General features: G+C 60.8%; 20 protein-coding genes. 4 read left to right on the top strand and 16 right to left on the bottom strand.

Translation table 11 applies throughout. From position 1 onward, the window contains the following. Positions 1-4 precede the first annotated feature (4 nt). Positions 5-922, top strand: a complete 918-nt coding sequence (locus R0140_RS25190; RefSeq protein ID WP_012969143.1) for a nucleotidyl transferase AbiEii/AbiGii toxin family protein — start codon at positions 5-7, stop codon at positions 920-922. A 124-nt stretch (positions 923-1,046) separates the two neighbouring features. Here the strand turns inward: R0140_RS25190 and R0140_RS25185 are convergent, their stop codons facing one another. From R0140_RS25185 to R0140_RS25170, 4 genes are all read right to left on the bottom strand, one after another. After that, on the bottom strand, positions 1,047-2,054 hold the full coding sequence (locus R0140_RS25185; RefSeq protein ID WP_317703922.1) for a carbohydrate kinase family protein: 1,008 nt from the start codon (positions 2,052-2,054) through the stop codon (positions 1,047-1,049). A gap of 74 nt (positions 2,055-2,128) precedes the next feature. Then, the gene (locus R0140_RS25180; RefSeq protein ID WP_012543155.1) at positions 2,129-3,070 is read right to left on the bottom strand and encodes an ABC transporter substrate-binding protein; all 942 of its coding nucleotides are present in this window, start codon (positions 3,068-3,070) and stop codon (positions 2,129-2,131) included. 30 nt (positions 3,071-3,100) lie between these two features. Then, positions 3,101-4,099, bottom strand: a complete 999-nt coding sequence (locus R0140_RS25175) for an ABC transporter permease subunit (protein WP_004206363.1) — start codon at positions 4,097-4,099, stop codon at positions 3,101-3,103. Beyond that, positions 4,096-5,616 (bottom strand): sugar ABC transporter ATP-binding protein, encoded by a 1,521-nt coding sequence (locus R0140_RS25170; protein ID WP_022065801.1) that lies wholly within the window; start codon positions 5,614-5,616, stop codon positions 4,096-4,098. Before R0140_RS25170 ends, R0140_RS25175 begins: the two co-directional genes overlap by 4 nt. Before the next feature lie 179 nt (positions 5,617-5,795). On the opposite strand from R0140_RS25170, the gene R0140_RS25165 reads away from it, so the two are divergent. Together R0140_RS25165 and yjdP are read left to right on the top strand one after the other, a co-directional pair. Next, the gene (locus R0140_RS25165; protein WP_032741338.1) at positions 5,796-8,081 is read left to right on the top strand and encodes an ATP-binding protein; all 2,286 of its coding nucleotides are present in this window, start codon (positions 5,796-5,798) and stop codon (positions 8,079-8,081) included. A gap of 70 nt (positions 8,082-8,151) precedes the next feature. Next, complete coding sequence (yjdP, locus tag R0140_RS25160) at positions 8,152-8,505, top strand: DDRRRQL repeat protein YjdP (RefSeq protein ID WP_012543151.1); 354 nt, start codon at positions 8,152-8,154, stop codon at positions 8,503-8,505. A 22-nt stretch (positions 8,506-8,527) separates the two neighbouring features. Here yjdP and phnP read toward each other — a convergent pair whose 3' ends face one another. The 12 genes from phnP to R0140_RS25100 all read right to left on the bottom strand — a co-directional run bounded on the left by phnP (position 8,528) and on the right by R0140_RS25100 (position 17,360). Continuing rightward, positions 8,528-9,286: a phosphonate metabolism protein PhnP gene (gene phnP, locus R0140_RS25155; RefSeq protein ID WP_008807250.1), complete on the bottom strand. Its 759-nt coding sequence runs from the start codon at positions 9,284-9,286 to the stop codon at positions 8,528-8,530. A gap of 15 nt (positions 9,287-9,301) precedes the next feature. Next, positions 9,302-9,865, bottom strand: a complete 564-nt coding sequence (gene phnN / locus R0140_RS25150) for a ribose 1,5-bisphosphokinase (RefSeq protein WP_023339424.1) — start codon at positions 9,863-9,865, stop codon at positions 9,302-9,304. After that, positions 9,865-11,001: an alpha-D-ribose 1-methylphosphonate 5-triphosphate diphosphatase gene (gene phnM / locus R0140_RS25145; RefSeq protein WP_016160122.1), complete on the bottom strand. Its 1,137-nt coding sequence runs from the start codon at positions 10,999-11,001 to the stop codon at positions 9,865-9,867. Before phnM ends, phnN begins: the two co-directional genes overlap by 1 nt. Further along, positions 10,998-11,678: a phosphonate C-P lyase system protein PhnL gene (gene phnL / locus R0140_RS25140; protein ID WP_008807247.1), complete on the bottom strand. Its 681-nt coding sequence runs from the start codon at positions 11,676-11,678 to the stop codon at positions 10,998-11,000. Before phnL ends, phnM begins: the two co-directional genes overlap by 4 nt. A 107-nt stretch (positions 11,679-11,785) precedes the next feature. After that, positions 11,786-12,544, bottom strand: coding sequence for a phosphonate C-P lyase system protein PhnK (gene phnK, locus R0140_RS25135; protein ID WP_012543148.1), 759 nt, complete (start codon positions 12,542-12,544; stop codon positions 11,786-11,788). Then, positions 12,541-13,389 (bottom strand): alpha-D-ribose 1-methylphosphonate 5-phosphate C-P-lyase PhnJ, encoded by an 849-nt coding sequence (locus tag R0140_RS25130; protein WP_002885202.1) that lies wholly within the window; start codon positions 13,387-13,389, stop codon positions 12,541-12,543. Before R0140_RS25130 ends, phnK begins: the two co-directional genes overlap by 4 nt. Beyond that, positions 13,382-14,446 (bottom strand): carbon-phosphorus lyase complex subunit, encoded by a 1,065-nt coding sequence (locus R0140_RS25125; RefSeq protein WP_008807245.1) that lies wholly within the window; start codon positions 14,444-14,446, stop codon positions 13,382-13,384. The genes R0140_RS25130 and R0140_RS25125 overlap by 8 nt, the downstream gene beginning before the upstream one ends. Further along, complete coding sequence (phnH, locus tag R0140_RS25120; protein ID WP_008807244.1) at positions 14,447-15,031, bottom strand: phosphonate C-P lyase system protein PhnH; 585 nt, start codon at positions 15,029-15,031, stop codon at positions 14,447-14,449. It abuts the gene before it with no gap. After that, a complete protein-coding gene (phnG, locus tag R0140_RS25115; RefSeq protein ID WP_008807243.1) occupies positions 15,028-15,480 on the bottom strand; it encodes a phosphonate C-P lyase system protein PhnG in 453 nt (150 codons plus the stop codon). The genes phnH and phnG overlap by 4 nt, the downstream gene beginning before the upstream one ends. Further along, positions 15,481-16,206: a phosphonate metabolism transcriptional regulator PhnF gene (gene phnF, locus R0140_RS25110; protein ID WP_032701139.1), complete on the bottom strand. Its 726-nt coding sequence runs from the start codon at positions 16,204-16,206 to the stop codon at positions 15,481-15,483. 155 nt (positions 16,207-16,361) lie between these two features. Continuing rightward, entirely contained in the window at positions 16,362-16,796 is a 435-nt protein-coding gene (gene yjdN, locus R0140_RS25105) for a VOC family metalloprotein YjdN (RefSeq protein WP_002885221.1), read from the bottom strand. Positions 16,797-17,024: 228 nt separating this feature from the next. Continuing rightward, positions 17,025-17,360: a zinc ribbon domain-containing protein YjdM gene (locus R0140_RS25100; protein ID WP_008807241.1), complete on the bottom strand. Its 336-nt coding sequence runs from the start codon at positions 17,358-17,360 to the stop codon at positions 17,025-17,027. Between the two features lie 544 nt (positions 17,361-17,904). Here R0140_RS25100 and proP point away from each other — a divergent pair. Beyond that, positions 17,905-19,407, top strand: a complete 1,503-nt coding sequence (gene proP, locus R0140_RS25095; protein ID WP_008807240.1) for a glycine betaine/L-proline transporter ProP — start codon at positions 17,905-17,907, stop codon at positions 19,405-19,407. The last annotated feature ends 25 nt before the right edge of the window (positions 19,408-19,432 follow it).

Here is a 19,432-nt window from a genome sequence, read left to right as displayed (position 1 = left end):
AAATATGGATATACAGGCGCCCTATTATCGGCAGGTTGCTCTGTTAATGCAGGTTTTACCCTATGTTGCCGTCGAACGGGAATTTGCGCTGAAAGGTGGCACGGCAATCAATCTCTTTATCCGTGATTTCCCACGATTATCGGTGGATATCGACCTCGCCTGGGTGCCCCTGGAAAGCAGAGCGATCGCTTTACCTCATATACGGGATGCGCTTGCACGTATTGCCGCTAATCTGCAACAACAGGCGGGTATGAACGCTGTATTACAAGCTAATCGTTCCGATGAGATGCGTGTCGTTGTTACTACCGATAGCGCACAAATAAAGATAGAGGTCTCACCGGTCGCACGGGGAACATTATATCCACCACAGGAGCGAGAGGTGGTGGGGGCGGTAGAGGACGTTTTTGGCTATGCCAGCCTTCCGGTGGTTTCGTTGCCCGATCTCTACGGTGGAAAATTATGCGCGGCGCTGGATCGCCAGCATCCCAGAGATTTTTATGATGTGAAATTACTTCTTGATGCGCAGGAGCTTAACCGTCCCATTTTCAATGGGTTTATCGCGTATTTACTTAGCCATAATCGGCCTCTGGCTGAAGTGCTTAGTCCTCGCTGGAAAGATATTGCTGAACCCTTTTACCGTGAATTCAGCGGGATGACATTTGAGACGATAGCCCTGGAGGAACTGACAGCAGTCCCCTACAGGATGATTGATGCGTTAAAATCCTGTTTCACGCAACAGGATATCGATTTTTTGCTGTCATTTAAACGAGGCGAACCAGACTGGCGTTTAGCGCCGGAAACACGTATTCAGGATTTGCCTGCCGTGCAGTGGAAATTGCGCAATATTCATCAGATGCCAGCGATAAAACGCGCTGAGTCGTTAGATAAACTGGAAAAGGTGTTGGCCGAGTGGCGCAGTTAGTCATCTGGCCCGCCCTTGTTGAACTCAGCGTAAAACAGGCGTGATTTGAATAAACCGTATCCCTTTTCTCGCCATGATACGTCGTTCTCCTGTGGCATCGCCCTGATAGCGGGATCTACCCAGTCTAACCATTCTGCAACTGAATAAACGCCTGCAGCTCAGGGAGCGTTTTGGCGCCGTCGATCGCATTCGCGGCCTGCAGGCTGGCGCGGGCGCAGGCGTGGGCCAGCTGCAGACTGTCGGTTAACGGCCAGCGTTCGTGGCTGCCGTACAGCAGGCCGGCGCAGAAGGCGTCCCCGGCTCCGACGCTGCCGATAATCTCCTTCGGCGGCAGCCGCCATGACGGTACCCAGCGCCCGGCTTCCGTGCGGGATACGCCCCATGCGCCCTCCGGACAATGGATCACTACCCGCTGGCGCACGCCGGCGTCAAGTAATGCGCTGGCGGCGCGGGCGATATTAGCGACGTGCGGCTCACCGTTGGTCAGACGGATTTCCAGCCCGCTAAACTCGCTGGCCTCCAGCTCATTGATGGTCAGGTAGTCGAGATGCGCCAGCGCCGGCAGGACCCGCGGGCGGTAGTGCGGATCGCCTTTGCGCGACACCAGGTCGAGGGACACTTCATAGCCTCGATCGCGCATCTGCGCCAGCAGTCGCGCGCTGCGGGTGCCGAACGCCTCGTCGGGGAGATCGAGGCTTTCGAGCAGCAGCAGATAGCCGAGATGAAAAATCTTCAGCGGCGTATCCAGCGGCTCAAAGGCCGGGAGGTCAAGCAGTCGGTTGGCGCCAGGAGAGTGAAAGAAGGTGCGCTGGCCGTCGGCGTCGGTCATCACCTGGGTCATCGAGGTGGGTGCGGAGCTGGTGCGCTGCACGAGCTGGCGATTGATATGGTACTGATCGAGCATGGCGGTAATGTAGTCGCCGTCGTTATCCTCGCCAATCAGGCCAACCGCCTGCAGCGGCAGTCCGGCATGCATTTTAGCCAGGGTCAGCAGGACATTCAGCGGCGCGCCGCCGGTGGCGCGTTCGCTATGGACAATTTCCACCAGCCAGCCGCGCTCCGGCCACTGCCTGATCTGGTGGACATGATCGACCAGCATGTTGCCTGCGGCAATAATCCCTTTACGTTCCATGATCGCTACTCCGCGCCGTCATACTCGTTAAGCGTAGCGCACAATCGGCGGAACGATTGTGCGCCGGGTTGCGCTTATTTCACGGTCCAGCCTTTGTAAGAGCTGACGTTGTTTTTGTCGATCATCGTCACCGGGATTAGCACTGGCGCGGTCGGCGCCGGTTTGCCCTGCAGGATGTCGTAGCCAATCTCCACCGCCTTCGCCGCCATGACCTGCGGATCCTGCGCCGGCGTCGCGACGAACAGGGAGTTCTTACGCTTCAGCGCCTCTTCGCCGTCCGGGCTGCCGTCGACGCCCACGATGAAGAACTCGCTACGCTGCGCCTGTTTCGCCGCCAGATCGGCGCCAATCGCCGTCGGATCGTTGATCGCGAACACACCGTCAATCTTCGGATTGGCCGCCAGCAGGGAGGTCATCACCTCCAGGCCGCCTTCCCGGCTGCCTTTAGCGTTCTGGTTGGAGGAGAGGATTTTTATATCCGGGTGTTTTTTGAACTCCGTTTCGCAGCCTTCGACGCGGTTTTGTACCGCAGATACCGGCGGCCCGTTGATGATCACCACGCTGCCTTTGTTGTTCAGGCGGTCGCTAATGTATTTACAGGCCAGCTCGCCCGCCTGGGTGTTATCGGAGGTAATGGTGGCGTCGGCGCCTTCGGCGGCGACGTCAACCGCCACCACCACGATCCCGGCCTCTTTGGCCCGCTTCACCGCCGGGCCAATACCCTTCGAATCGGCGGCGTTGAGGATGATCATATCGACTTTGGCGGCGATAAAGTTATCGATCTGCGCCACCTGCTGGCCCAAATCGTAGCCGCTGGAGACCAGCGTCACTTTGACATTATCTCCCGCCAGCTTGCGGGCCTCCAGCTCCGCCCCTTTGGTGATCTGCACAAAGAACGGGTTGGCAAGGTCGCCCACTGTCACGCCAATCGCTTTCAGCTCTTTGGCCGACGCAAAGGGGGAGGCGGCCAGCAGCGCGCCAGCACACAGCGCGGTCACTATCGGTTTTAAACGCATTCGCTTTTCCTCGCAGGTAAGATGGTGTTGTTATGCACTTTGATGGTGTCGGGTACGGTATTTGTCGATCAGCACCGCAATGATGATCACCGCCCCTTTGATCACCAGTTGCCAGAAGTAGGAGACCCCCATCAGGGTCATGCCGTTATTGAGGGTGGCGATAATCAGCGCCCCCACCAGCGTACCGGTGATGGTGCCGATACCGCCGACGAAGCTGGTGCCGCCGAGGATCACCGCGGCGATGGCATCCAGCTCGTAGCCGACGCCGAGGTTGCCGTTGGCGCTGTACAGCCGCGAGGCGCTCATCACCCCGCCAAGACCGGAGAGCAGGCCGCTCATGCCGTAGACAAACAGCAGCACCAGCCAGACTTTGATACCGGTCAGCCGCGCCGCCTGCATGTTGCCGCCCACCGCGTAGATATGCACCCCAAGGGTGGTTCGGCGCAGGATAAACCAGCACACCGCGATCACCGCCAGGGCGATGACCACCAGCCACGGCACCGGGCCGAGGTAGTCATTGCCGATCCACTCAAAGCTGATATCGGAGTTGATCACCGTGGTGCCGTCGGCCAGCAGATAGGCGGCGCCGCGCAGCGCCGTGTAGGTGCCGAGGGTGACGATAAACGGCGGTAGCCCGGCGAAGGCGACCAGCGCGCCGTTGAACAGCCCAAGCAGCAGGCCGAGCATCAGCGCCGCCGGAATCGACAGCAACGCCAGCTCCGGGATCAGCGACACCACCATTGCCGCCACCGCGGTGGTGCCGAGAATGGAGCCGACGGAGAGGTCAATGCCGCCGGTAAGAATGATGAAGGTCATTCCCGCCGCCAGCACAATGTTGATCGAGGCCTGGCGGGTGATATTCAGCAGATTGCTTTCCGTGAAAAAGTTGGGGGCGATAAAGCCGAAAACGGCGACGATCAGGATGAGGATCGGCAGAATGCCGACGGTCTGCATCAGGTCGCCCATCAACATTTTTTTCGCCGAAGCGGATTTCGCGACCGGCGCGGAGGTCTCTTTCGGTATGCTCATAGTTGCCCTGCCTTAAGGTGAGAATCGTTCACGCCGGTGGCCAGCGTCATGATGTTTTCCTGGCTGATATCGCCGGCCTGCAGCTCGCCGGCGATAGTGCCCTCGCGCATCACATAGACCCGGTCGCTCATGCCCACCACTTCGGGCAGCTCGCTGGAGATCATCAGAATGGCGACGCCCTGGCGCGCCATGTCGTTCATGATGCGGTAAATCTCGCTTTTCGCGCCGACGTCGACGCCGCGGGTGGGTTCATCGAGGATCAGAATGCGCGGGCCAATCGCCACCCAGCGTGAAATCAATAATTTCTGCTGGTTGCCGCCGGACAGTCCGCCGGCGCGCACCTGGGCGTGCGGCACGCGGATGTTAAGCAACTGGATGGCGTCATCGGAGATGGTTTGCGCCTTCCGGCGGTTGAGCATCCCCCAGTTCGCGTCGCGCTCCAGCGTCGCCATGGTGATGTTTTCCTGGGCTGCCAGTTCGAGAAACAACCCCTGTTCTTTGCGGTTTTCGGTCAGAAAGCCGATCCCGAGGTCGATGGCTTCGCGCGGCGAGTGGATCACCACCGGCTCGCCGTCGATCTCAATCACCCCGCCAGTGGCTTTGCGCACGCCGAAGATCAGCTGCGCCAGTTCGGAGCGCCCGGCGCCGACCAGCCCGGCGAGGCCGACGATTTCGCCAGCATGCACCACGAGGCTGCTGGGCTTCACCTTGCCGCCATCGGTCAGATCCTCGACCCGCAGGCGCGGCTGGCCGCGGGGAATGTCACGTTCTTTATTGAACAGATCGCTGAGCGGGCGGCCGACCATCATGCGCACCAGCTCCGGCGCGTTGAGCTTGTCGCGCACCAGGCTGCCGACATACTGCCCGTCGCGCAGGACGCTGACGCGGTCGGAGAGCTCATACACTTCCGCCATGCGGTGGCTGATATAGATAATCGCCATCCCCTCATCGCGCAGGCGCAGGATGAGCTCGAACAGGCGCTGGGTTTCCCGCGAGGAGAGGGCGGCGGTGGGTTCATCCATCACCAGAATGCGGCTTTGACGGTGGAGCGCGCGGGCGATCTCCACCTGCTGCTGTTCGGCGATGGTCAGGGTCATCACCCGGTCGCTGGCTTTGAACTGGGCGCCGAGACGGTCGATCACCGCCTGCGCCTGGCTGAGCATGGCTTTGCGCTGCACCAGGCCACCGCGCGCCAGCTCGCTGCCGAGGAAAATGTTTTCCGCGACGGTCAGGTTCGGCGCCAGTTGCATCTCCTGGTAGATCAACGTGATCCCGGCGGCCAGCGCGTCCTTGGGGCCGCGGATCGTTTGCGGTTTTCCGTCGATCAGGATCTCGCCGCTGGTGGCGGTATAGGCGCCGGCGAGGATCTTCATCAGCGTGCTTTTTCCGGCGCCGTTCTCCCCCATCAGGGCATGGATCTCGCCGGGCCAGACCGTCAGGTCGACGCCCTTCAGCGCGTAGAATTTGCCAAAGGCTTTGGCAATATGGCGCATTTCCAGTACCGGGGTGGCGGTCATCGCGGCGCTCCTGTCTATGAGAACAATAGCTGCAGTCCACCACCGGAAAATAAATGCAGAATGTCAGAATCCATTCATATTTGTCATAGTGATAAATAGTTAACCGCGATCACAGTTACGCGGCGTCATTTTCTGCACCGTCACGCTTATCTGCCGACCGATCCTTCACTGGAGTTGCTATGACCGCTCGCCGACACCCGTTTTTCACCAGCGCCCGTGGCCGCCTGCTCTCCTTTAATCTGCTGATGGGCGTGGTCACCCTGCTGGTGAGCGGCGTGGCGGTGTTCGGCTTTCACCACGCCAGCCAGCTGCAGGAGCAGGTGCAGCGCCAGACTCTCAACGACATGCGCGGCAGTATGGATCTGGCGCGGGACACGGCGAATGTCGCCACGGCGGCGGTGCGCCTGTCGCAGGTGGTGGGGGCGCTGGAGTACAAAAGCGAAGCGGAACGGCTGCTGGCGACGCAGCAGGCGCTGAAGCACTCGCTGGCCCAGCTGGCGGCGGCCCCGCTGGCGCAGCAGGAGCAGGCGCGGGTGGCCAATATTATTCGCCGCAGCAACGCGCTGCAGCAGAGCGTGGCGGAGATGCTGGAGCGCGGCCAGCGCCGCCATCTGCAGCGCAATGCGCTGCTGAGTTCGCTTTACCAGAATCAGAGCAACCTGCGCCATCTCGCCGATCTTAACGATCGCGGCGGGGATAAGGCGATCGATCCGCGCCGGCTGGCCGAGATGGACCGGCTGATCGTGGCCGCGATCCATACCGTTACGCCGCGGTCGATCGTTCTGCAGCTCGACCAGCTGCGCGGCGACCTGCCGGCAGGCAGCGCCGATCCCGCGCTGGCGTTTTTCCTGCCCGACGTCACCCGGGAACTGGCGACGCTGGCCCCGCTGTCGGCCCAGCTGGAGGAGAGCGACCTGACGATCAGCTGGTACATGTACCACATCAAAGCGCTGGTCGCGTTGCTTAACGAGGATATCAATCAGTACGTGACCCGGGTGGCGGAAGCCTCAGAGCAGCGGGCAGCGCAGAGCCATCGGGAGCTGCGCTCCATCAGCATGTTTATTCTGCTTTCCGCGCTGCTGGCGCTGGCGATCACCGGCTGCGCCGGGTGGTATATCTACCGTAACCTTGGCTCGAACCTGACCGCCATCTCCCTGGCGATGTCGCGGCTGGCTCAGGGGGAGCCGAACGTCTCGGTGCCGGCCCTGCAGCGGCGCGATGAGCTGGGCGAGCTGGCGCGAGCCTTTAACGTTTTCGCCCGCAATACGGCGTCGCTGGAGCACACCACCCGGCTACTGAAAGAGAAGACCACCCAGATGGAGATCGATCGAATTAAGCGCCAGGAGCTTGAAGAAGCGCTGCTGCACAGCCAGAAGATGAAGGCCGTCGGCCAGTTGACCGGGGGGCTGGCGCATGACTTTAACAACCTGCTGGCGGTGATCATCGGCAGCCTCGAGCTGGTGGAACCGGACGCACGCGATGCGCCGCGCCTCTCCAGGGCGCTGAAGGCGGCGGAGCGTGGGGCGCTTCTGACTCAGCGGCTGCTGGCCTTTTCGCGCAAACAGGCGCTGCATCCCCAGGCGGTGGCGATGGCGCCGCTGCTGGAGAACCTCAGCGAGCTGATGCGTCACTCCCTGCCGGCGACCTTAAGTCTGGAGATTGAGGCGCAGTCGCCGGCGTGGCCGGCATGGATAGACGTTGGCCAGCTGGAAAACGCCCTGATCAATCTGGTGATGAACGCCCGTGACGCCATGGCCGGGCGCGACGGGGTTATCAAAATACGCACCTGGAATCAGCGGGTCACCCGCAGCAGCGGTCAGCGGCAGGATATGGTGGTCCTGGAGGTGATCGATCATGGCAGCGGGATGTCACAGGCGGTGAAAGCCCGGGTGTTTGAACCGTTCTTCACCACCAAAGCCACCGGCAGCGGCAGCGGTCTGGGACTGTCGATGGTGTATGGCTTTGTGCGCCAGTCGGGCGGCCGGGTGGCGCTGGAGAGCGCGCCGGGGCAGGGGACGACGGTGCGGCTGCAGCTGCCGCGGGCGATGACCGAGGTTGAGACGACGGTGGCGCCAGCGGAGGACGAGCCGCTGCCGGCGGGAGAACGGCTGGCGCTGGTGCTGGAAGATGAAGAAGATGTACGCCAGACGCTGTGTGAACAGCTGCATCAGTTGGGCTGGCTGACGCTGGAGACGCCGAGTGGCGAAGAGGCGCTGCAGCTGCTGGAGGCGTCGCCGGATATCGCGCTGTTGATTAGCGATCTGATGCTGCCCGGCGCGCTGAGCGGCGCCGACGTGATCCATACCGCCCGACGCCGCTTTCCGGCGCTGCCGGTGCTGCTGATCAGCGGCCAGGATTTGCGTCCGGCGCAGAATCCGGCCCTGCCGGAAGTGGAGTGGCTGCGTAAGCCGTTTACCCGCGCCCAGCTGGCGCAGGCGCTGAGCGCGGCGTACGCGAGGATTTGAGATTCCTCCGCTACTCGGGGGTTGTACGCTTGATTAAGGTAGCGGCAGGACTCTGACGAGATTGGCCCCGATGAAACGTTACGCAACCGCACTGCTCTTTTGCACCCTGTCGCTGACCAGCCTGGCCGCTCGCGCCGATATTATCGATGACGCGATCGGCAATATTCAGCAAGCCATTAACGACGCCTATAACCCGGGTAGCAACCGCTCCGATGACGACGACAGATACGATGATGATGGCCGGTATGATGACGGGCGCTATCAGGGGAGCCGTCAGCAGAGCCGCGACAGCCAGCGTCAGTATGACGATCGACAACGGCAACTGGACGATCGCCGCCGCCAGCTTGACGAACGCCAGCGCCAGCTCGATCAGGATCGTCGCCAGTTAGAAAGCGACCAGCGTCGTCTGGATGATAGCTACTGATCGCTCCGCAACGGACCTGCACTTAATCCAGCACGATTTCCATCCCGTCATATCCCGCTTCGAAACCTGTCGGCAGCGGGTTATCCATCATCCAGACATCTAACTGGTGGCTGATATGGGTGAGGATCACCCGCGGACAGCCAATCACCTGGTTAAGGTGGCGGACGGTGTTTAGATCGTTGTGGTTACGCGGGGTCTGCGCGCGCGGCTCATGACTGCAATCAATGATCATCGCCTGCGGGCGGTTGTTGAGTAAAAACTTCAGCGTCTTGTCCGGCAGCCCGGCGGTATCCGAGAGCCAGGCCACCCGGCTGTGGGCCGACTCCAGCAGATAACCGAAGGTGAGCTTCGAGTGGTTGAGCGGCAGGGGCGTTACCCGCAACCCCTGCAGGTCAAACACCACAAACGGCGTGACGGTATGGCTAAAATCGAGCAGGCCGGGGTGCTTGAGCAGATCGTCGCAGCCGGCGTCGTCCGGCGGGCCATAGACCGGGATCGACGCGCCGACTCCCCAGCGCAGCGGAAACAGCCCCTGCACATGATCCAGATGGTAGTGGGTCAGCAGCACCTGCTGAAAACTACCGGCGGGATGATGTTCCATCAGATCCGGTCGTCCGGCATCAAGCAGCGTCACGGCGCTGTTGAACGTGACCACGCCGCTACAGGGGCGGCGTCGGTGGCTCTCCTCGCGGCGGGCGCGGCGGCAGGCCGCGCAGTCGCAACCGAAGACGGGCACCAGCTGGGCGCCGCCGGTGCCGGTTAAACGGATTGTCAGGCTCATCGTGTCACCTTTCACTCATACCGACTGATCCTCTACGCGTGCCACGTGGCTGCGCAGCAGGCGGAAGAAATCGTCAACCGATTGTCGAAGACTCCCGTCATTATTCAACGTCAGGCAATTGTCCGGCTTATAGCGCGCGGCGCGATCCAGACGCTGGGCGATTTCCAGTGCGTTTTCCCGGCCGCGCTGCTCCAGCCGCTGGCGGAGCACCGGCGGCGAGACGGCGAGACAGATCGGCACCAGCACCTCGCCGTAGCGTTCCCGGGCCAGCGCCAGGTGGGCGCGGGAGCCGTTGGCCACCACGTCAAAGCCAGCGTGCAGCCACAGGTCGATCTCCACGCCAATGCCATAGTAAGTATTGTTGGCGTGCCAGCTGAGAGCAAAAAGATGCTGCTCGGCGCGGGTAAAAAATTCATGTTCGCTGAGGGCGATATGATTCTCGCTGCCCGCGTTAAACGGGCGGGTAATGTAACGATGGGCCACCAGCAGCTGCGGGTGCTCGCGCTCGCGCAGCGCCGCCAGCAGGCTGTCTTTACCGGAGCCAGAGGGGCCCACCAGCCAAATCAGTTTTCCCGGCATTAAAAGACCCTCGTTCCCTGGCGCCAGACATGGTCGATGTGCACATGCTCGCCGCGACGGTGCGCCAGCACCAGGTCGGCGCGTTTCCCCTCGGCGATGACGCCGCGATCGTCAAGGCCCAGCGCCTGCGCCGGATGCTTGCTGACCAGACGGATCGCCTGCGCCAGGGTGAAGGCGTTATCCTCGGCGTCGGCGATGCGGAAAGCGGCATCCAGCAGGCTGGCGGGGTAATAGTCAGACGAGAGAATGTCCAGCAAACCACTGCTCGCCAGCTGGTGCGCCGCGATGTTGCCAGAGTGGGAACCGCCGCGCACGATATTGGGGGCGCCCATCAGGACGTGCATCCCATGCTGACGTGAAGCCTGCGCTGCGGCCAGCGTGGTGGGAAACTCGGCGATGACACTACCTAACTGACTGGATTCGGCCACATGCGCCTCGGTGGCGTCGTCGTGGCTGGCAAGGGCGATACGACGGGCGCGGCACATGGCGGCGATGGTCTGACGATTCGGCTGCGACCAGGTGGCGGCCAGGGCCATCTGCTCGGCTTCAAAACGGTCCATTTCGTCGTGAGTGAGATGGTATTTGCCCTGATAGTAATCGCGGTACTTGCTGCGATCGGCGTACTGACGCTGGCCTGGCGAGTGGTCCATCAGAGAGACCATGCTCACCGACTCGCGGTCAATCAGCTTTTCAAACAGCGGCAGCGTGGTGTGATGCGGCAGCTCGCAGCGCAGGTGCAGGCGATGCTCGGCGCGGTTGAGGCCGCGCTTTTGCGTCTCTTCCACCGCATTGACCATCTTCTCCAGATTCTCAAGACGATCGCCGCCATCACGCACGTCGCCAATCGCCACGGCGTCGAGCACGGTGGTGATGCCGCTGGCGACCATCATGGCGTCATGGCTGCTCATCGCCGAGTGGGCCGGCCAGTCCACCTTCGGTCGCGGGGTAAAGAACTTGTCGAGGTTATCGGTATGCAGTTCGATAAGGCCCGGCAGCAGCCAGCCGCCTTCCCCATCCAGCGCCTGCGGCAGCCGACTCTGGCTTTCGGCGAAAGCGAGGATGCGACCGTGCTGGACTTCCAGTGAACCGTGGACCACGTCGTCGTCGAGAACCAGTTTTACGTTATTGATAATCATGCTGTCATTCCCATGGGGTGCAGTCGGTCGGCGACCTGACGGCGTACCCCTTCGTCATGGAAAATCCCCACGATGGCCGCGCCGCGCGCTTTGGCATCGTGGATCAGGTTGACCACGGCAGCACTGTTTTTGGCATCCAGTGAGGCGGTGGGCTCATCAAGGAGCAGAATCGGATAGTCGACCGCAAAGCCGCGGGCGATGTTGACCCGCTGCTGCTCGCCGCCTGAAAAGGTCGACGGCGCAAGGTGCCACAGGCGTTCCGGAACGTTGAGGCGGGTCAGGAGCTGGGCGGCTTTCGCGGCGCTCGCTTCACGCGGCGTCCCAAGGTCGAGCAGCGGCTGCATCACCACCTCCAGCGCTGAAATGCGCGGGATCACCCGCAGAAACTGGCTGACCCAGCCGATGGTGGTTTTGCGCACTTCCAGTACCTTGCGTGGGGTGGCGGTGACCAGATCCACCCATTCCTCGCCGTGGCGGATGTGGATATGGCCGCTGTCCGGCAGATAATTGGCATACAGCGAACGCAGCAACGTCGATTTGCCGCTGCCGGAGTGACCGTGGAGTACCACGCACTCCCCGGCGTTAACGGTCAGCGAGGCGTCGGCCAGCACCGGCAGGCGCACGCCGTGCTGCTGGTGCAGAACAAAGGTTTTATGGATGTTTTCAACGCGGATCATTTTAGCCCTCTCGGGGTTGGAGTGCCGGATGGCGCTTCGCTTACCCGGCCTACGAATAACGCACCTGTAGGCCGGATAAGGCGCAGCCGCCATCCGGCAAAACAGCATCAATTCTGCAACACCGACGACACCAGTAGCTGGGTGTAAGGATGATGCGGATCGTCGAGCACCCGGTCGGTTAAGCCACTCTCGACTACCTGGCCCTGCTTCATCACCAGCAGACGGTTCGCCAGCAGACGGGCGACGCCGAGATCGTGGGTAACAATCACCACCGCCAGATTCAGCTCCACCGCCAGGCCGCGCAGCAGATCAAGCAGCCGCGCCTGCACGGACACATCCAGCCCGCCGGTGGGTTCATCCATAAACACCAGCTTCGGCTGGGTAACCAGATTGCGGGCGATCTGCAGACGCTGCTGCATGCCGCCGGAAAAGGTAGTGGGCAGGTCGTCGATGCGTGAGGGCGGGATCTCCACCTCCTGCAGCCACTTTTCGGCGGTGGCGCGAATGTTGCCGTAGTGGCGGGCGCCGGTGGCCATCAGCCGTTCGCCGATGTTGCCCCCGGCGGAGACCTGGCGACGCAGGCCGTCCATCGGGTGCTGATGCACCACGCCCCATTCGGTACGTAGCAGGCGGCGGCGTTCGGCTTCGCTCATGGCATACAGCGAGCGCTGCTGGTACAGCACCTCGCCCTGCTGTGGCGTCAGGCGGGCGGAGATCGCCTTCAGCAGGGTGGTTTTACCGGAGCCGGACTCCCCGACGATGCCGAGTACTTCTCCCGGCCACAGTTCAAAGGAGACATCGCGAAAACCTTTGTCCGGGGCGTAGAGATGGGTCAGGTTATTCACAGCAAGTAATGGCTGGCTCATTTTTTCTGCCCCTCGCTCTGCTGGCGGCAATAGTCGGTATCGGAGCAGACAAACATCCGCTGGCCGCTGTCATCCAGTACCACTTCGTCGAGATAGCTGTGGCGCGAGCCGCAGATGGCGCAGGGCTCATCCCACTCCTGCACGGTAAATGGATGGTCATCGAAATCGAGACTTTCCACCGGGGTATAGGGCGGCACCGCGTAGATCCGCTTTTCGCGCCCGGCGCCGAACAGCTGCAGCGCCGGCATCATGTGCATTTTCGGGTTATCGAATTTCGGGATCGGCGAAGGGTCCATCACGTAGCGGCCATTGACCTTCACCGGGTAGGCATAGGTGGTGGCGATATGGCCGAAGCGGGCGATATCTTCATACAGTTTCACCTGCATGACGCCGTACTCTTCCAGCGCGTGCATGGTGCGGGTTTCGGTTTCGCGCGGCTCGATAAAGCGCAGCGGCTCCGGGATCGGCACTTGATAGATCAGGATCTGATCCTCCACCAGCGGCGTCTCCGGGATCCGGTGGCGGGTCTGGATCAGGGTGGCGTCTTCGGTACGCTCGGTGGTGGCGACACCGGTGACGCGCTTAAAGAACTGACGAATCGACACCGCGTTGGTGGTGTCATCCGCGCCCTGGTCAATCACCTTCAGCACGTCGTTCTCGCCGATGACGCTGGCGGTCAGCTGGATGCCGCCGGTGCCCCAGCCGTAGGGCATTGGCATTTCGCGACCGCCGAACGGCACCTGGTAGCCGGGAATGGCCACCGCTTTGAGGATCGCCCGGCGGATCATGCGCTTGGTTTGCTCGTCGAGATAAGCAAAGTTATAGCCAGTCAGTGGGTTAGCCACGTTCGTTCTCCCGTTGCAGGCGTTTCAACAGCGCCAGTTCGGCCTGGAAATCGACATAGTGCGGTAGTTTCAGATGCGAGACGAAGCCGGCCGCTTCGACGTTATCGGCATGGGCCAGCACAAACTCTTCATCCTGAGCCGGGCCAGCAATCTCTTCGTCATAGTCTGGCGCCTGCAGGGCGCGGTCGACGAGGGCCATGGCCATTGCTTTGCGCTCGCTCATGCCGAAGGTCAGACCGTAGCCGCGGGTGAAGTGCGGCGGCTCATCCTGCGGGGCGACGAAGCCGTTGACCATTTCGCATTCGGTGAGCAGCAGCTCGCCAATATTGACGCTAAAGCCCAGCTCTTCCGGCACGATTTCCACCTGCACGTAGCCGCTGCGGATCTCGCCGGCAAACGGATGGTTGCGGCCATAGCCGCGCTGGGTCGAATAGGCCAGCGCCAGCAGGTAACCTTCATCGCCGCGCATCAGCTGCTGCAGGCGCGAGGAACGCGAGCAGGGGTAGACCGGCGGGGTGCGGGTGATATCGTCGGGCGGCGTGCCGCGATCTTCCTCGGCCTTCGCCAGCCCCTGCTGCGTGAGCAGGCTAAAGACGTGCGGCGTCGGCTCTGCTTCGCCATCGGCTTGCTGCACAGACGGCGCTTCGCCGTTGGCCAGCAGGGTAAAATCGAGCAGGCGATGGGTGTAGTCGTAGGTGGGGCCCAGCAACTGGCCGCCGGGAATGTCTTTGTACACTGCGGAGATGCGGCGTTCGAGGCGCATCTCCGCAGTGTTAATCGGTTCGCTGACCGCCAGCCGCGGCAGGGTGGTGCGGTAGGCGCGCAGCAGGAAGATCGCTTCGACGTTATCACCGCTGGCCTGCTTGAGCGCCAGCGCCGCCAGTTCGCGGTCGGCGATGCCGCCCTCGGTCATCACCCGGTCCACCGCCAGGTTGAGCTGGTCGCCTATCTGATCAACGCTCAGTTCGGGAAGCCGTCCATCGCCCCGCCGTTTCTGTTCCTGTAAGGCGTGAGCGGCGAGGATCGCCTTCTCGCCGCCCTTGACGGCTACATACATTTAGCAAACCTCCACGTGGGTGGTGCGCGGGATCGCCAGCAGGCGCTCGCCGCAGGTGAGGATCAGGTCGATGCCCAGCGGGAACGGATGCGGGCGTTCGGTTAATTCGTCGATGATGCAGTCCGGCAGCTGCGGCGCAATCATTCGCTCTTCGGCAATGCCTGCCCCGGTCAGGCGCAGCATGCGTCCGCCGCTGAGGCTGGCGAGCTGAACAATCAGCGTGACGCCGGTTTCCGGAGCAGTGACGGTGCCAGCGGAAAGGACGTTGAGCTGCTCGGCGCTGATGCCGTCATTGGCGACGGCAAAGACCGCCTGCTGCGGCTGGTCCACCAGCGGCGCGCCGGTATGAAAGCGCAGATTCTGTCCCACCAGATCGTTATGCAGAGCGCTGGCGAGCCAGACCGGCGTTTCATGATCGGCAAGGGTCAACAGCAGGCTGGTGGAGGCCACGTTCAATGGCTGCCAGCCGTGCTGAAGCTGCTGCAGGGAGACAATCACCCCCGGCTCGCTCATCGCTTTCAGCAGGCGACGAAAACTGTGTTGGGCATCCTGCACAGCCAGGGTAAAAGCGGGTTGTAAGGTCATGCGTTATCTCCGCGAACCAGGGTAAAGAAGTCGACCCGGCTGGCGTTGACTTCGGCGCGTCGGGCTTCAATGCGCGCGCTGCGTAGCGCTTCCAGCGGGGTTATCAGGGTTTCCATTAACGTATGAAAATGGCGAGGCGACTGCAGCAGGGCGTCGATGGCCGCGCAGCGTTCGGCATGCGGGCGGTCGCGGCCTAAGATCCAGCTGTAGCCGAGCGTCCCGTCGGCCAGACGTACCGCCGCGCGGGTGAGCGTGGCGTCGCCGGCAAAGAAACGGTCGCCGATGCCACCCATGCGGGCCTGGAGCTGTACCAGCCCGGTTTCCGGGGTGCGAATCAATTCATACGCCGGCGCCAGCTGCAGGGACTGCATGCGCGCCAGAAGATCTTGCGGTTCACTGTGGGCCAGCACGGACATCCAGCGCTGGCGGGTGGCGGTATCGAAGTGCATTCAGTGCTCCATGGTAAATTCAATCATGTCGGCGCGGGTCAGGCTGACGGAGTATTCGATGGGGGTCTGCTCGCCCTGGCGGCTGTTGAGGGTGCGTACGCAGAGCAGCGGCGCCATGTTGGGGATCTCCAGCAGCTTGCTCTCTTTCGCCTGCGCGCGGCGGGCGCTGATTTTGGTGCGTGCCCGGGTCAGTTTGACGTCGAGTTCATCGCGCAGCAGGTCGTGCAGCGATCCGTGGCTGAAGGTTTGCAATACCGGCCAGAAGCGCAGGTCGGCGAAGTAGTGGTCGATCAGGCACAGGGCGACGCCATTGACCCGGCGCAGGGTGCGCAGGTGGATGATGTTCTCGCCCTCATTGATGTCAAAGGCCTCGGCAACATGCGCGCTGGCGGGGCGCAACACCGACAGCAGCTTTTCGCTGGTGGGATCGCTGCCCTGTTCCAGCAGGTTCTGGCTGAACCGCGCCTGAGCATTAAGCGGGTAATCGATGGGTCGCATCAGCACCAGCACGCCGACGCCCTGACGGCGCTGCACCCAGCCGCGTTCAACCAGCTGGTCGATAGCCCGGCGCAGGGTATGGCGGTTAACGTCAAAGCGCGTCGCCAGCTGCTGTTCGGCGGGCAGATAGTCGCCGCAGCGATAGTGGTGGCGCAGCTCCTGCTCAAGTCGGGCGGCGATTTCCTGATAGCGCGTGGGATAACTGGTCGGATGTCTGGACAGGTGCATAGTCATCAAGCCTCACACAGCATAGGCGAGGAGGTCCCTCGCGTTGTGGGCCGATCCTGACCGGTTTATGTTGCATTTCGGTTAAGTGATGATGACCAAAGGATGAAGAGTTGGTGCCAGACGGATGACAGGGCGGCCGGGCCGCCCTGGCGGGGTCAGCCTTGTTTGACCACGTTGATCATCCAGGGGACGCCAAAGCGGTCGACGACTTTGCCGAAGCCGTGGGCCCAGAACGTTTCCTGCCAGGCCATCTCAATGCGCCCGCCGACGGCCAGCGCGTCGAACCAGCGCTGGCCTTCAGCGACATCGCTGGGATCGAGGACGAGGGTGAAGCCGGCGTAATGCACATCGGGCCCGAAGGCGCTGTCGCTCAGCATCAGCTCGCCATTATTGATGCGCAGGCTGGCGTGGGCGATGGCATCATCTGCCATCTTCTGGCCAGACGGGCAGCCGTCTGACGCTTCTTGCGCCGGGGGCGGCATTTCGCCAAAGGTCATTTTAAACATCAGCTCCGCGCCCAGCGTCTGCTGATAGAAGGCGATTGCCTCGGCGCAGTTGCCTGCAAAGGCAAGGTAGGGACTTAAGGACATGGTGAATACCTCAGTGACCGTAACCCGTAAAGCGTAGTCGCCGGGGACGCTGTTGAGCCAGACGGCAGCGCGAAAATGTGTAGCGGCATAGCGGCGAAATGGTCAGTGAAAATAGCGGGGACTGAGGCGGAAAATAACAGGTTGCACAGGGAGCGGGTGGGGCACGATGATATCGGGAGCGGCGACGGTGGTGCAGGAAAATAATGACGCCGACCTCCCGGAAATAAATCAGTTCTTTTTGACGAATTCCGACTTGAGCTTCATCGGACCAAAACCGTCAATTTTGCAGTCAATATTGTGATCGCCTTCGACCAGACGGATATTCTTCACTTTGGTGCCGATTTTCAGCATCGAAGAGCTGCCTTTTACCTTCAGATCTTTCACGACGGTAACGCTATCGCCATCGGCCAGTAAATTGCCATTGGCATCTTTAACGATCAGAACGTCGCTCTCTTCTGTCGCCTCGGCAGGGTTCCACTCATGGGCACATTCCGGGCAGATGTACATGCCGTTATCTTCATAAGTGTAAGTCGAATCGCATTTTGGGCAGTGTGGCAGTTGCATGACGTTCCTCGTGATGTCGTCGGAAAACAGGACGTTGGTCCTCTAAACAGCGGCTGATAGCCGAAAGTGTGGCTGATTATAGCGCAATCACCCACTTTTGTCGGGTGTTTTTTTAGTAAAAATTACCCATCACACTATTCGGGTGAAAGCAGAATAACCGCCAAAATTATCCGCCAGAGGATAAGGGGGAATGAGGAAATAATTTTTGCGAGCAGCCAGTAAAATGAACTTATTTATTTTCGGACACTCTGTAATAGGGCGGTAAATTTATGTGAAGTTGATCGCAGATATAAACGCTGTTAGGGTAAAAAAGGGGAGCAGGTCAATTTCATCAGGTATCACGATCGGCCGCTCTATTTATTCACCAGTAGCCAGAGCAGGCGTCAACAGGTTCGGTTGTACATTCTGTCAGCAGACAGTGCAGGCAAACCTGCTACGCTTGAAATGAGGAGCACAGCAATTCACCGCTCCTGACGCACGATACGAATGGCCTTGTCATTCGGCGATGATGCGTGTACTCAAGGCGGAGTAGCAGAGGAAAAATATGCTTAAAAGGAAAAAAATAAAGCCCATCACCCTTAAGGATGTGACCATCATCGATGATGGTAAACTGAAAAAGGCGATCACCGCGGCCTCCCTGGGTAACGCGATGGAGTGGTTCGATTTCGGCGTCTATGGCTTTGTGGCCTACGCCTTAGGTAAAGTCTTCTTCCCCGATGCCAACCCAAGCGTGCAGATGATTGCCGCACTGGGTACCTTCTCCGTTCCATTTTTAATTCGTCCGTTAGGCGGCCTGTTTTTCGGGATGCTGGGCGATAAATATGGTCGGCAGAAAATCCTCGCAATAACCATCGTGATCATGTCGATAAGTACTTTCTGTATCGGCCTGATTCCGTCGTATGCCACGATAGGCATCTGGGCGCCGATCCTGCTGCTGCTGTGTAAAATGGCGCAAGGCTTCTCGGTCGGCGGTGAATATACCGGGGCATCGATCTTCGTCGCGGAATATTCTCCTGACCGTAAACGCGGCTTTATGGGCAGCTGGCTGGACTTTGGCTCCATCGCCGGGTTTGTGATGGGGGCCGGTGTGGTGGTTCTCATCTCCAGCGTGGTGGGGGAACAGAACTTTCTCGACTGGGGTTGGCGTATCCCGTTCTTCCTGGCGCTGCCGTTAGGCATCATCGGTCTCTATCTGCGCCATGCGCTGGAAGAGACCCCGGCGTTCCAGCAGCATGTGGACACCATGGAGCAGGGCGACCGTGAAGGACTGCAGGACGGGCCGAAGGTCTCTTTTAAAGAGATTGCCACCAAGCACTGGCGTAGCCTGCTGACCTGTATTGGTCTGGTGATTTCCACCAACGTGACCTATTACATGCTGCTGACCTATATGCCGAGCTACCTGTCGCATAACCTGCACTACTCGGAAGATCATGGGGTGCTGATCATCATCGCCATCATGGTCGGGATGCTGTTTGTGCAGCCGGTTATCGGTATGCTCAGCGACCGCTTTGGCCGTCGTCCGTTCATCCTGATTGGTAGCGTGGCGCTGTTTGCCCTGGCGATCCCGGCCTTCATTATGATTAACAGCAACGTGATTGGCCTGATTTTCGCTGGTCTGCTGCTGCTGGCGGTCGTGCTGAACTGCTTTATCGGGGTGATGGCCTCCTCGTTGCCGGCGATGTTCCCGACGCACATCCGCTTCAGCGCCCTGGCCAGCGCCTTTAACATCTCGGTGCTGGTTGCTGGTCTGACGCCAACCCTGGCAGCGTGGCTGGTGGAAACCACTCAGAACCTGATGATGCCGGCGTACTACCTGATGGTCATCGCGGTGGTGGGGATGGCGACGGGTCTGTCGATGAAAGAGACGGCTAACCGCCCGCTGAAAGGGGCGACCCCGGCGGCGTCGGATATCCAGGAAGCGAAAGAAATCCTTGGCGAGCACTACGATAACATCGAACAAAAAATCGAAGATATCGATCAGGAGATCGCCGATCTGCAGGCAAAACGGTCGCGTCTGGTGCAGCAGCATCCGCGTATCAACGACTAACCGTTTTCACTGTTAATCATGCCGC

Origin of the sequence: Klebsiella sp. w6 (assembly GCF_033100215.1) — a bacterium.
GTDB lineage: Bacteria > Pseudomonadota > Gammaproteobacteria > Enterobacterales > Enterobacteriaceae > Klebsiella > Klebsiella variicola.
This window is presented reverse-complemented; position numbering and strand designations above follow the sequence as displayed.